This window comes from Mariniflexile sp. AS56 (assembly GCF_030552475.1).
Classification (GTDB): Bacteria; Bacteroidota; Bacteroidia; order Flavobacteriales; family Flavobacteriaceae; genus Mariniflexile.
In genome coordinates, this window is sequence record NZ_JAUPED010000007.1 from 270,763 (window position 1) to 283,882 (window position 13,120).

At 34.1% G+C, this 13,120-nt stretch carries 10 protein-coding genes; 9 read left to right on the plus strand and 1 reads right to left on the minus strand.

Annotation, left to right across the window (positions count from 1 at the left end; all coding sequences use genetic code 11):
* The first annotated feature begins 9 nt into the window (after window positions 1-9).
* The 7 genes from Q5N74_RS10715 to Q5N74_RS10745 all read left to right on the plus strand — a co-directional run bounded on the left by Q5N74_RS10715 (window position 10) and on the right by Q5N74_RS10745 (window position 10,868).
* The gene (locus Q5N74_RS10715; RefSeq protein WP_304388796.1) at window positions 10-1,731 is read left to right on the plus strand and encodes a RagB/SusD family nutrient uptake outer membrane protein; all 1,722 of its coding nucleotides are present in this window, start codon (window positions 10-12) and stop codon (window positions 1,729-1,731) included.
* A 208-nt stretch (window positions 1,732-1,939) separates the two neighbouring features.
* Window positions 1,940-3,268 (plus strand): sugar MFS transporter, encoded by a 1,329-nt coding sequence (locus Q5N74_RS10720; protein WP_304388797.1) that lies wholly within the window; start codon window positions 1,940-1,942, stop codon window positions 3,266-3,268.
* Window positions 3,269-3,313: 45 nt separating this feature from the next.
* The gene (nagB, locus tag Q5N74_RS10725; RefSeq protein ID WP_304388798.1) at window positions 3,314-5,242 is read left to right on the plus strand and encodes a glucosamine-6-phosphate deaminase; all 1,929 of its coding nucleotides are present in this window, start codon (window positions 3,314-3,316) and stop codon (window positions 5,240-5,242) included.
* Window positions 5,243-5,262: 20 nt separating this feature from the next.
* Complete coding sequence (locus Q5N74_RS10730) at window positions 5,263-5,622, plus strand: hypothetical protein (RefSeq protein WP_304388799.1); 360 nt, start codon at window positions 5,263-5,265, stop codon at window positions 5,620-5,622.
* A gap of 621 nt (window positions 5,623-6,243) precedes the next feature.
* Window positions 6,244-7,593: a hypothetical protein gene (locus Q5N74_RS10735; protein ID WP_304388800.1), complete on the plus strand. Its 1,350-nt coding sequence runs from the start codon at window positions 6,244-6,246 to the stop codon at window positions 7,591-7,593.
* A 21-nt stretch (window positions 7,594-7,614) separates the two neighbouring features.
* Complete coding sequence (locus Q5N74_RS10740) at window positions 7,615-9,741, plus strand: LodA/GoxA family CTQ-dependent oxidase (RefSeq protein WP_304388801.1); 2,127 nt, start codon at window positions 7,615-7,617, stop codon at window positions 9,739-9,741.
* A 2-nt stretch (window positions 9,742-9,743) separates the two neighbouring features.
* Complete coding sequence (locus tag Q5N74_RS10745; protein WP_304388802.1) at window positions 9,744-10,868, plus strand: tryptophan 7-halogenase; 1,125 nt, start codon at window positions 9,744-9,746, stop codon at window positions 10,866-10,868.
* Window positions 10,869-11,055: 187 nt separating this feature from the next.
* Here Q5N74_RS10745 and Q5N74_RS10750 read toward each other — a convergent pair whose 3' ends face one another.
* A complete protein-coding gene (locus Q5N74_RS10750; RefSeq protein ID WP_304388803.1) occupies window positions 11,056-11,193 on the minus strand; it encodes a hypothetical protein in 138 nt (45 codons plus the stop codon).
* Window positions 11,194-11,303: 110 nt separating this feature from the next.
* On the opposite strand from Q5N74_RS10750, the gene Q5N74_RS10755 reads away from it, so the two are divergent.
* A complete protein-coding gene (locus Q5N74_RS10755) occupies window positions 11,304-11,741 on the plus strand; it encodes a response regulator (protein WP_304388804.1) in 438 nt (145 codons plus the stop codon).
* Window positions 11,742-12,752, plus strand: coding sequence for an ATP-binding protein (locus Q5N74_RS10760; protein WP_304388805.1), 1,011 nt, complete (start codon window positions 11,742-11,744; stop codon window positions 12,750-12,752).
* The last annotated feature ends 368 nt before the right edge of the window (window positions 12,753-13,120 follow it).

Genomic DNA, 13,120 nt, shown 5'->3' on the forward strand with positions numbered 1-13,120 from the left:
ATAATAATTATGAAAAAAATATTTTATTTTCTAACAATGTGCTCAACACTTATATTAGTGTCATGTAGCAATGATATTTTAGATAGAACACCTTTGGATGAAATATCTGAACCAGAATTCTGGAAAACAACAAGTGATTTAGAATTGTATGCCAACTCTTTTTATAATAAATTACCAGGATGGTCTGGTGTAGGTTTTGGTAGTGCGCAAATGCCAGATGTAGGTACCGATTTAGGATTAGGTACCGGAGTATCTTCTCGATTAGATGGGTCTCAAGGTATCCCTAATTCTAATAGTAACTCACTTTGGAGTTGGGATGAAGTAAGACAAGCTAATTACTTCGTATCAAATATGGATAAAGCGGTAGGTTTAGAAGTAGAGGTTAATCAATATAAAGGTGAAGGTTATTTTTTTAGAGCGTATTTTTATTACGATTTATTTAAAAAATATGGCGATTTACCTATTTATGACGCATATTTTGATAATTTGAATACCGATGAATTGTACAAGGCGAGATCGCCTCGTAACGAGGTCGCAGATTTTATACTCGCAGATCTAGATAAGGCTATTGCATTGCTTAAACCAAAAGGTGACCTTGCCATGCCTCGTATAAATAAAGAAGCGGCTCAATTATTTAAGGCAACTATTGCACTTTATGAAGGGACTTGGGAGAAATATCACAATGGAACAGCCTTTGGTGTAGCTGGCTCAGATGGAACGGTTTATTTACAACAAGCTGCCGATGCGGCTAAAGCGCTTATTGATGGAGGTACAAGGGCATTAAACCCTTCGTATGGAGGTATGTTTAATCAAACCAATCTAAGTACGAATAGCGAAATTATTCTTTGGAAAGAATATGATTTTGCTAGTTTAGGAAATTCTTTTGGTAACGACGCTCAGGTTACATGGCCAAACAACTTTTCTTATTCATTAGAAAGTATACGTAGTTATTTAGCGCTAGACGGTTTACCTACAGCAGTAAGTACTCTTACGACAGATGATAAGGAGTTAGCTAATATTGAAACAAATCGAGATCCTCGACTTGCAGAAACGCTTATGGTTCCTGGAGATGTAACTGTAATTAATGTTGATGGTTCAATGTTGTTTTGGGAAGAGCCTACAGTAGGACAAAGTGTAGGAGCGTATGAGTCTCAAAAATATAGAATCACAACATTAGACCCTTCTACTAATAATTATAGTAGAAATACAGCAAAAATTATTATGAGATATGGTGAAGCATTACTTATTTATGCTGAAGCTAAGGCGGAATTGGGAACTATTACTCAAGCCGATTTAGATATTTCAATTAACAAATTACGTGAAAGAGCAGGTTTTGATTTTGTTGCAAATCCAACAGCAAAACTTACATTAGCTCCTGTTACAGATCCTAATTGGCCAGATTATGGACATAATATATCATCTGTTCTTCAAGAAATAAGAAGAGAAAGAGCTGTCGAATTAATGAATGAAGGCTTTAGACTAGACGATTTAATGCGTTGGGGAGCACATAAATTATTTGTTGCCAAAAGACCAAAAGGTGCTTATTACGAAACTTTGATAGTTGATGTTGCACCTAATTTAGATTCTGATGCAGATGGTTACCTTGATCCTTATGCTATAGAATTAGCAGATGGTTATGGTTTTAATCCAGATCGCGATTATTTACTAGCAATACCAGCAGAAGAATTGGTACTTAACCCTAACTTAGAACCACAAAACCCAGGTTGGTAATAAATAATATTAATTTTAGTAAATATTAAATTATTGAGTTTAGTGTTATAAATTGCTCAAAAACAGGATGTATATGTATCTTAATTGAGAACAAAACACCTGGTTTTGGGCAATTTTTTTTAACTATTATTTTTATAACAAAGTATAGTTAATCGAGATTTAATCAAAAGCCAAAATAATCATTCAAAAATCATCATATAGACCTACTATGAAACAATCACAAAACGTAACATCACCAAAGAATAATTTAGTTCCCATAATAATCATTGCGGGTTTATTCTTCATATTTGGTTTTGTTACTTGGATAAACGGCGCATTGATTCCGTTCATGAAAACAATTAATGAGTTAACCGATGCTCAGTCTTATTTGGTAGCATCTGCTTCCTATATTTCATTTGTAGTGATGGCATTACCTGCTTCTTATATTTTAAATAAGATAGGATATAGAAAAGGGATGTCATTAGGCCTTATCATTATGGCCATTGGAGCCTTGGTTTTTATACCTGCGGCCGAAGCAAGAACGTATTGGGTGTTTTTAACAGGTATTTTTATTCAAGGTACAGGAATGACTTTGTTGCAAACAGCAGCAAATCCATATATAACTATATTAGGTCCCATAGAAAGTGGAGCTAAGCGTATTGCTATTATGGGAATCGCTAACAAAACGGCGGGAGCTTTGGGCTCTTTAATATTTGGAGCATTATTACTCTCTGGTATAGATGATGTCAAAGATCAATTAGGCAGTGCTACTGCAGAAGAAAAGGGAGTGCTTTTGGATACCATGGCAGATAGTGTTTTTATACCATATCTTGTAATGGCAATTGTGTTATTTATTTTAGGAATTTTAATTAGAAAAGCAGCACTGCCAAATGTAGAAGCTCCTGAAATAGATGAAACAACAGAAGGTTCTGGAACAAAAACAAGCATTTTCCAATTTCCACATTTATGGTTGGGCGTACTAACGCTATTTGTTTATGTTGGAGCAGAGGTAATAGCTGGAGATACTATTATAGCCTATGGAATGTCATTAGGTTTTCCTGCAACCGATGCTAAGTTTTTTACAACCTTAACATTATTGGCAATGGTTTGTACCTATGCCGTAGGGGTCATTTTAATACCTAAATATTTAAACCAAGGAACAGCACTTAAAATTAGTGCCGTTTTAGGTATCGTCTTTAGTTGTTGCATTTTGTTTACAACGGGGTTTACATCTGTATTATTTGTTGCCGCTTTAGGTATCGCTAATGCTTTGGTTTGGCCTGCAGTGTGGCCTTTAACCCTAGAAGGTTTGGGGAAATACACCAAAACAGCTTCGGCTTTATTGATAATGGCTATTTCTGGGGGAGCAATTATTCCACCATTATATGGAAGAATGGTCGATGCTAATAAACAGGAACTTATTAGTAATGGCATAAATGAAGTAGATGCTTTATCAAATGCAGCTACTGATAGTTATTGGATACTTATACCATGCTATGTCTTGATTTTGTTTTTTGCACTATGGGGGCATAAATACAAAAGTTGGTCAAAAAAATAAGTTATTAAAAAAGAATATATACAATTTAGAAATATACAAAATACCATGTTACAAAGTAATATAGATAAATCGACAGATTTTGAAAAAAGGTTTGAAAGCGTAGATACTATCGTTTTCGAAAACTCCACGAATGCTTCTAAAGCAGTGGCTAAAGAAATTGCAGATTTAATACGAGTTAAACAAGCGCAAAAACAGCCCTGTATATTAGGTTTAGCTACAGGTTCATCACCCAAAGGTTTGTATGCGGAATTGGTGCGTTTACATAAAGAAGAAGGGTTGAGTTTTAAAAATGTTATATCTTTCAATTTAGATGAATACTATCCTATGGAGCCAGATTCTATAAATAGTTATGTACGATTCATGAAAGGGTTACTATTTAACCACGTAGATATATTACCTGAAAACTACCACATTCCAGATGGTACTTTATCAAAAGAAGCTATTGCCGATTATTGCAGTAGTTATGAAGCAAAAATAGAAGCGTTAGGTGGTATCGATTTACAGATATTAGGTATTGGTGGTAATGGGCATATCGGTTTTAACGAATCAGGTTCATTACAAAATTCGAAAACCAGATTAGTAGCACTAGACCATATTACAAGAGTTGCAGCCAGTGGCGATTTTTCGGGGTTGAATAATACACCAAGAACAGCCATTACTTTAGGTGTTAAAAAAATTATGGAAGCAAAAAGAGTCATACTTATGGCTTGGGGTGAAGGGAAATCTAATATCATAAAAGCATCGGTTGAAGGTTCTGTAACAAATCAAGTACCCGCTTCATTTTTACAAGAACACAATAACGCTATTTTTGTGCTAGATAAGGAAGCCGGTTCTAAACTAACGCGTACAAATACACCATGGTTAGTTGAAAAGATTAATTGGACAGATAAGCTTATCAGGAAAGCTGTACTGGGTTTAGCCCTTCATTTGAAAAAACCTATTTTAATGCTTACTGATGCAGATTATATCGAAAACGGTATGAGTGATTTGTTAGCAGATTCTGGGCCAGCTTATGATATTAATATTAAAATTTTCAACAAGTTACAAAATACCATTACGGGTTGGCCAGGAGGTAAACCAAACTCTGATGATAGTAAACGACCAGAGCGTGCTGAACCTACTAAAAAGCGTGTGCTTATATTTAGTCCGCATCCAGATGATGATATCATTAGTATGGGTGGCACTTTTAAACGTTTGCATGAACAAGGTCACGAGGTGCATATTGGGTACCAAACTTCGGGGAATATTGCGGTAGCTGATGATGAAGCTCTGCGTTTTGCTAGTTTTGTCTGCGATTACAATGATAAATTTGGTATTAAAAGCGTAGAAGCTGAAAACATCTATAAAAAGGCTGAAACCTTTCTTCAGAATAAAAAAAACAGTGAAATTGATATCCCAGAGGTTCGATACATTAAGGGCTTAATTAGAAAGGGAGAAGCTCAGTCTACATCCTATTTTATTGGTATTCCAGATGCTCAAATTCATTTTATGGAACTTCCCTTTTATGAAACTGGAGCTATAGAGAAAAAACCTTTAGGTGAAGAAGATATCCAAATAACGATGGATCTTATTGAAAAAATAAAACCACATCAAATATATGCTGCTGGTGATTTGGCAGACCCGCATGGTACTCACAAAGTGTGTTTAGATGCTATTTTTGAGGCCGTAAAACAATTAAAACCTAAGAAGTTTATGAAAGATTGCTGGGTTTGGTTGTACAGAGGTGCATGGCAAGAGTGGGGCATTGACGAAATTGAAATGGCCATTCCTATGGGACCCGATCAAGTTTTGGAAAAACGAAAAGGTATTTTCAAACATCAATCTCAAAAAGATGGCGTGGTGTTTCAAGGAAGTGATAGTCGAGAATTTTGGCAACGTGCTGAAGACAGAAACAGAGAAACAGCCGATTTATACCATCAATTAGGGCTTTCTCATTATGCAGCCATGGAAGCTTTTGTAAGGTGGCATTACTAACATTTTAAACCCAATACAAAATGGATTCATTGAAAAATAAGTTGGTAAATAATATAGAAATTTTTAATAATCAAGTAATCCCTTTCCATCTTAAAAAAGTAGAAGCCATTAAAAATAATGGAGTATATAATAAGATGATTAATTGGGTTATTGGTGAATTTGATTTGTACCTTAAAAATGAGTCTGAAAATTTAAAAGTCTATTTCCCAAATGGATGGTTTAGTATTAGATGTATTAAGAGTGAAAACAATAAGGATCTTTTAGAAATCAATGTGGAAGGGAAATCAAGAATAGCATGCGAAAGGATAATGTTTCGATTAGATAGTATTTATAATCACGTTGTTCGTTTTAATGAAGTGAGAATGGTTGAGTTTGCTTAATTAGAGTTTATTAATTAATTTCCGATGCAATTAAACTTGAGCCTATATAGATAAGAGGGTTTAAAACTTTACCTAAACAAAAAGCGACTAATTATTTTTAAACTGATAATTAGTCGCTTTTTCATTATATAATTCTAGGCATACTTTAGGGATGCAGTAATGATATTAAAATGGGGGTGCAATAGGTATCAATGAATGTTTTATATTTTTTTTATAGATGCGATTTTGTTTTAGCAAAACAAAGAAAGTCACTAATAAAATTCCTTACTTTTCTAATGCTTACAAGTAGCGAGATGCGTCACGATTCCTCGACCTCCGAGTTACAAACACGTTTACAGGGATTACCAAGTCTTTAAAACTTCAAATAATCTAAGGACACAATAAATTAGAATTGTATGGCTTCACTATGGCTTATAGATATGCTTTCTTTTAAAATTGCGTAATTTAAGTTATGTACGATAAATTAGATAATTTATTGTATATTTATAATTCTTCCTACAGAATATTGATTCAGCTGATCAATTAATTGGAATACAATAAATGTTGTATGCCCAAGTGTTATTTAATATTCTAACAAATTTTCAAGTTTCTTAAACCTGAAAAAGCTATTATTTTTTCCATATGAAAAACAAAATACAAGCGTTGTATTTGCTTATTTTGATATTAGGATTTGTGTCTTGCAAAAAATCAAATAAAACAGCAGATAAACCAGCTGAAGTAGAAAACGAATTAATTGTTGAAAAAACATCAAATCCAAGTGGTATTGACGGTAATTGCGTGGCTCCACTAGATTGGTTTAATGGAAGTGTTCCAGAGCCAAAACCAAAAGATTTCCCGCCAGATAGTTTGAAATTATCCAATTGTGATTTTCATTTAGTATCGTGGCAATATTTTTTGTGGCTTACAGAAGAGGTTAATGGAAAACTTCGATTTGAGTCTTATTTTACTAACAAAGCGATTCATCCAGAATCCAAAAACGATCAATATCATGTTTTAGATATTGTAGAACAAGCACTTTCAAAAGGTTTGTTGGTAGATCAAAATAATAGGGCATTATACAGTAATATATTGATTAACGATATTTATCGTGATTGGGTACTTGATAATAAGTTGTATGACCCAGAAGTGTATGCTAATTTTGATCCCACTCGTAATTTCCCAGTAGGCTCTGTGTCTCTTAAAACGAGTTGGAAAATAGTGCAACCTGGTGAAGATGTTAGTAAATTACATACAAGTTCTTATGATATAGAGCTTCTCTCTAATGTTAAAGGAGTTCCAAGAATTGATAAAAATAATCCAAAGATTCAAAAAAATGTAAATGTAGCTCTAGTTGGGCTGCATATTGCTGTTGTAGTAAAGGGGCATCCTGAATTTATATGGGCATCCTTTGAATTTGATGGTAATGCTCCTGATTTTGGAGACCAACAAGACCCAAATAAGTCCGTTTCAGATAAAGATTGGTTACTTTATAAGGCCAATACCACAGCGAGACAAAGTAATGCAAATAACGCTAGGACCTTATCATTTATCAATGAGAATGACCAAACATTAAAACCAGTTACCCAAGTTGCTAGACAATTTGCTCAAGGTGGTGGTAGTGAAACGAACATTGGTAATATCAAACATTTAAATACGAATGTGAAAGAGCAATTATCCGCTAATTCGAAATGGAGGAATTACTTTGAAGTAGGAGCGGTATGGTTTAATACAGATAAAGGCGTTTTAAAGCCGAAATGGGATCCAAATATTGATAATACTATGGTAACAGGATCGATAAAATTATCTAATTCAACAATTGAAACGTTTACCCAAAATATAAGATCGGAAAACCAATGTTTTAGTTGTCATAATTCAATGGGGTTAACAGATGTACCTCAAGGGAGACCAATGCTTGCAGGAAAGAATATAAATACAAGTCATATTCTTTTAAGAAACTATAATGATGGCAGAGAAATACCAATTTCTAATTAATCCAACTAAATAAAGAAAAACATGGGTAATACAAGTTTAAGAATACATCCTGCTATAGGGATGGCCAGAGTAGGAAATAGTCCAGATTATTATCTTGGGCCAGAAACCATGGCTGCTTCTCCTCAAGAAGGAACAGAAATAACAGGAGGGCTTCCTATTAAAAAAGGTACAGAATCGACAACCATAAATAGTAGTGATTTGAGAGATGCTCAAGGTCAATTAAAAAAGCAGGCGGCTCGTTTTAAAATATTTCAATATCCTAATTCAGAAGCGTCCGTAGGCTACCCTGCAAAAGGAGGTGATGAAGTAATTATAGGGTCGATTGTAGATAATAAGAAAGTAGTCGATATAATTTGGACAGTACATCTTGCTAATAAAAAGGCCAATTGTTGGGAAATTGATGAAGTTGCCAATAAAGGTGTTAAACTCTATGAAAATGGACATTTTCCGCCATTAAGGAATTTAAATTTTAAATCAGCGTCTTCAAATCCTTCTGATCCAACACGTCTCAAAAAGCTGGTTATTGATGCAGGACCTCGAGCTATCCAAGCGAGTAAAGGAACAATTCCTGTGAAATTTAATTCCAATACGAAAGCTAATTATTATGATATAAATTCGGGAGGAATTGTTGAACAGCCAAACTACCCCATTCAGTTTCCTGCTTCACAAGGGAGTTCTTTAAACGGTAGCGCACCAATTGATTATTTAGGGGAAATTTTGACAGAAACGAATGGTCGCTTATTGGTGCTTGGTGGTTTCGGTTTGGCATGCGCATTTGACAATGATGGAAATTACGACCCAAATCAAAATTTATGTAAGGATGTTGATAATGATAATTGGTTAGATGATACTTCCGATGGCGTCGTAAACGCAGTTTTGGTTTTTGAGGATGGCACAAAACATGCTCTTGAAGGTAGTGCTTGGGTTGTTGTAACAGATCCCGCTTATGCGCCTCAAACACTAAATGTGGTTTCACTTTGGGATGATGTGTATAATACTTGGTTAGAGAAATTCAATTTGAGACCAGAAGTGTTTTCTAATGGAAAGTATAATGTTGATTATAAACCTTTTTTCTTGGACGATGTATATCCTACTTTAAATGCAGCACATATGCAAATGTGGAATACAAATTTGCCGAGTAGAGCTATTGACGCACATTATAGAATGATGCAACTTACCGAGAATAAACCTTCAATAGATATTATGCAATTTATTAGAAATCCTGATGGTTCTCAAGATGATAAAGGAGCACCACTAATGCCACTTTCATTAGGAGATTCTGATAAGGGGTTTCTGTCGTTGTCTCGTCAGCAATATTTTTTCATGCAACAATGGAATAATGGATTAAGTCCTGGGGCTACCCCAATTCAATTAGGTGAAGGTGAACAGTTAGATAAAACAATCTTGGTTAATTGTTTAGGTGGAAGATTTAGTCCGGGAATAGATATGACTTTTATTGCTCGTGATCCTAATTTATATAATCAGGATTGGAAGAACCCGTCTATTGGGACATTTCGTATTAATGCTAAAGGATTAGATTATAGTCAAGTAAATGTTAATACACCCTTTTTAGGAATAGGGTATATTCCATTGCGACCTGATCAAGTAGAGCCTGGAGATCTATGTAAGTTTATGTCTATACCTTGGCATACTGATTATAATTCGTGCGCAACTCATACACCTGCCCCAAACCCTGGAGGTACAGTAAATAAGGAAAATCTATATTCAGGGGATGTTAATACAACACTTTTCTGGTCTTGGCCAGCGCAGAGGCCAGTTGCTGTTTATACCTTTGAAGACCTTATGGCAAACACATCAAATAATGGTGCGTTGCCAGAGCAACGATTTTCCCTTCGAGGAAAGGGGACAGCTGCTGTTGAAAATTTGACACCTCCTGGTTGCCCAGTTTCGGGTGATTTTGATATGAAAGCAATGAACGTTGGGCGTTATCAAAACCGTAGAGATTTTTTAACGGAATGGGTAAATGTTGGAACCATTATACAGGGACCTGCAATTGATGATTATCCAGAAGGCTTCGATAAAAAGTATTATTTAGAAGTGGCAAGTAATTTTAAAGAAGACGATAGCAATGAAGTTGTTTTTTGGCCAAACGTAGTCGATGATGAAGTATATCCACCTAAGGCATAAATTTGAAAATATTTTTTAATAAGAAAATTGTTATTATAGGCGCAGGACCCGCTGGGTGTTCTTGCGCCATTGCTTTATTAAATGCGGGAGCTATTAATGTGACACTTATTACCAATTCTAAAACGGGTAAATTTCATATAGGAGAAAGTATACCTCCTGAAATGAATTCATTAATGAGGCGTTTAGGGATATATGATTCTTTTATAGCTCAAAACCATGAGCAATGTTACGGAAGCTGTTCTTATTGGGGCAGTGAACGAAGAGGTTATAACGATAGTGTGCTAAGTCCATTTGGACACGGATGGCATTTAGATAGAAGAAAATTTAATCAATTTATGCTTCAGCAAGCAATAAAACGCGGAGCAAAAGTTATTCAAAATTGCAACTATAAAAGTGCTACAAAAAATAAATCCAAGTATCAATTAACGCTCAACGGAAATTCAGGTTATAGTGAACAAATTGAAGCCGAATTTGTGATTGATGCCACTGGTTCAAAAAGTGTATTTACCAGTGATCAAGGAAGCCGAAAAATTCAAAATACTTCTTTAGTTTGTTTAGGACTCAGGTTTCAGAACGGTAGTGAAGATTCCGTATCTAAACTTACTCATTTGGAAGCTGTAGAACATGGGTGGTGGTATGCAGCTAGAATACCTAACAACCAATTATTGGTTACATTTTACACGATACCAGAAATCACCAAAGAATATGAGTTACACAATATAGAAAAATGGAAAGATTATTTAAAAAAAGCAGTTAATACTTATAAATGGGTGTCAAATATGAAATCTATAGATGATAAAATTATGGGGTTTCATGCACCTTCTTTTATACAAGATCATATAGTTGGTGAAAACTGGTTCGCTATAGGAGATTCGGCGACATGTTATGATCCCATCACTTCACAGGGAATTATTAAATCTGTTTCACATGGTATGCTTGCAGCTAGGGTGTTAGAAGATTATTATAAGGGAGATAAAACAACTCTAATTCATTATGAAAATCACTTACAGAGTGAATATAAACAATACGAAGAGGCACGCACTTATTTTTATAGTCTTGAGCAACGTTGGCCAAAAAGTTTATTTTGGAAATACATGCACAATTTAAAAATGAATATCCAAGTTTAATGTTTTTTCTAATTCAAACTTGCTGAGTTTCACAACTACCTTAAAATAAGTTTATTTATAAATATCCACGTAGATAGGCGTATCTAGCCCAAGATAGTTACAGGTTTAAGTTCTCTATCTCACAATGTTTTACTCTATTAGCCTGCGTGAATAACATTTTGATTTTACGCGTTAAACATCTCCTTTTTTATATAATGGATTGAAGTGTAGTAATAAGCTTATTGTTATCTCGTGTTTTATATTTAAACGTCTTAAAATGAGTGTTATCTACCTGTTTTTCTGGATATTTTTCATGATCTAACTCTTGATTAATATGTAAAAACATTCTACTTTTTATATAAGTGTTTTCCTTTCCTACGAATAGATTTATTTTTAATAATTAAATAAATAACACGAGAAAAAAAGCGTAACGTTGTATATTAAATTTAGACATAAATGAAAACCATCTTTCTCGCTGAAGACGACCCTGATGATCGCGAATTTTTTGAGGATGCACTGAAAAGAGTATCTATCCCTACGGTATTAACACTTTCAAATGATGGTGTTGAGCTGATGGGCAACCTCAAAATTTTAACCCAACACCCACCGCCTCATCTTATTTTCCTAGACCTCAATATGCCTAAAATGGACGGCTTTCAATGTTTGCAGGAAATAAGAAATACACCAAAGTACAAAGAAATTCCTATAGTTATATTTTCAACTACAAATAGTGATGAGGCAGTAAACAAAACATACGATCTTGGCGCAAATTTTTTTATACGCAAACCACCATCGTTTGCACTTTTAATAAAAGCAATTGAAAAAATGCTAACTACAGAAATGTGGGAAGTACCAAACCGGTCAAAAGAATTTTTTTTTATAACTATAGAATAAATGCCAAAAAACAAATTAATTTCTGTTGCGAAAGAACTTGCTTTTCAAATGAAAGAAAAGGGAAAACGAGCAGCGGAGTTAATTATAGCAAATAAAGAGCTTGTTTATCAAAATGAAGAAAAGGAAAAACGAGCAGCAGAGTTGATTATAGCAAATAAAGAGCTTGTTTATCAAAATGAAGAAAAAGATAAGCGAGCAGCAGAGTTAATTATAGCAAACAAAGAACTTGTCTATCAAAATGAAGAAAAAGAAAAGCGTGCTGAAGAGTTAAGCGTTGTTATTAAAGAATTAGAATCATTTACTTATATATCTAGTCATGATTTGCAAGAGCCATTGCGAAAAATACAAACGTTCGCTTCGCGACTCATGGGTGAGGAGTTAGAAAACCTAACAGACAAGGGCAAAAGCTATGTAATAAGAATGCAAGATGCAGCCGACAGAATGCAAACACTAATTAATGATTTGCTTAGTTACTCTCGCACAACTAGTTCAGATAGAATATTTGAAACTATTAATTTCATCACTGTAATTGAATCAGTAAAAAGAGATTTATCAGAAAGCATTGCTGAAAAAAATGCAACCATTCAGATAAATGAAATGTGTGAGGTTAGTATTATCCCTTTTCAGTTCAGTCAGCTCATGCAAAACCTCATTAGTAACGCCCTTAAATTTTCTAAACCTGATTTACCTTCGCACATTATTATAGCGAGCAAGATTATAAAAGGTAATAAACTAATTAATCCAAAACTATTATTAGAACAGGAATACTGTCATATTACTATTTCAGACAATGGTATTGGGTTTGAAGAGCAGTATAAGGATCACATTTTTGAATTATTTAAACGCCTTCACGACCAAGAAAAAATTATAGGCACAGGAGTCGGGCTTGCCATTGTAAAAAAAATTGTAGAAAACCACAACGGTTTTATTACAGCAACAAGTGAATTAAATAAAGGTGCAACCTTTGATATTTATATTCCCTCAAGTTTACATAATAGCTCTCAATTATAGCGCATCAAAGCAGAATGACTACAGAATTGATAATCTGCTATCAATAAGCGAAAACTAAATTCCGAAAAAAACTCACAAAGCCAAAAAAAAACATTAGAAACTTCAAAACTGATGACATTGTAGCCTAGAATTAATAACAAACATCTTTCAACACGTTAGCGAAAATTAATATATTTTCACGTGTTTTTCACCAAATTTGTTTTGAGATTTAATCGTTTTAAATTTAAGGAAAGTTAATTATAAAACAATGATTACTGTTAATAGAGTCAAGGCAGTATGATTTATTTTAGCGACACTATCCTAAAATCTGTGTAAGTTCAAAATTTCAGGGTTAGATTATTTATAGTTTAATCCTGTTTTCAAATATA

Bases quoted from the DNA above. Each gene is read 5' to 3' on its own strand.
- nagB (WP_304388798.1), top strand. From the start codon at position 3,314: ATGTTACAAAGTAATATAGATAAATCGACAGATTTTGAAAAAAGGTTT.
- Q5N74_RS10750 (WP_304388803.1), bottom strand. From the start codon at position 11,193: ATGTTTTTACATATTAATCAAGAGTTAGATCATGAAAAATATCCAGAA.
- Q5N74_RS10740 (WP_304388801.1), top strand. From the start codon at position 7,615: ATGGGTAATACAAGTTTAAGAATACATCCTGCTATAGGGATGGCCAGA.
- Q5N74_RS10730 (WP_304388799.1), top strand. From the start codon at position 5,263: ATGGATTCATTGAAAAATAAGTTGGTAAATAATATAGAAATTTTTAAT.
- Q5N74_RS10715 (WP_304388796.1), top strand. From the start codon at position 10: ATGAAAAAAATATTTTATTTTCTAACAATGTGCTCAACACTTATATTA.
- Q5N74_RS10735 (WP_304388800.1), top strand. From the start codon at position 6,244: ATGAAAAACAAAATACAAGCGTTGTATTTGCTTATTTTGATATTAGGA.
- Q5N74_RS10755 (WP_304388804.1), top strand. From the start codon at position 11,304: ATGAAAACCATCTTTCTCGCTGAAGACGACCCTGATGATCGCGAATTT.
- Q5N74_RS10720 (WP_304388797.1), top strand. From the start codon at position 1,940: ATGAAACAATCACAAAACGTAACATCACCAAAGAATAATTTAGTTCCC.
- Q5N74_RS10760 (WP_304388805.1), top strand. From the start codon at position 11,742: ATGCCAAAAAACAAATTAATTTCTGTTGCGAAAGAACTTGCTTTTCAA.